Origin of the sequence: Halomonas sp. ND22Bw (assembly GCF_003011945.1) — a bacterium.
GTDB lineage: Bacteria > Pseudomonadota > Gammaproteobacteria > Pseudomonadales > Halomonadaceae > Halomonas > Halomonas halophila.
Genome location: NZ_PXWD01001706.1, coordinates 1 through 239, shown reverse-complemented (window position 1 = coordinate 239; position 239 = coordinate 1). Strand labels below are relative to the sequence as shown.

Here is a 239-nt window from a genome sequence, read left to right as displayed (position 1 = left end):
ACCTTGCCCACCAGCGTGTCGCCCGGCTGCACTTCGGCGCCGACATAGATGATGCCGGATTCGTCGAGGCGGTTGAGCTGCTGCTCGGCCAGGTTCGGGATGTCGCGCGTGATTTCCTCGGCACCCAGCTTGGTGTCGCGGGCCATCACCTCGAACTCGTCGATATGGATCGACGTAAACACGTCGTCCTTCACGATCCGCTCGCTGATCAGGATCGAGTCCTCGTAATTGTACCCGTT

The 239-nt window shown here is 60.7% G+C and carries 1 protein-coding gene; it reads right to left on the bottom strand.

Translation table 11 applies throughout. The features are described from left to right. On the bottom strand, positions 1-239 hold a 239-nt coding region (locus CVH10_RS24100; protein ID WP_146143392.1), incomplete at both ends, for a hypothetical protein.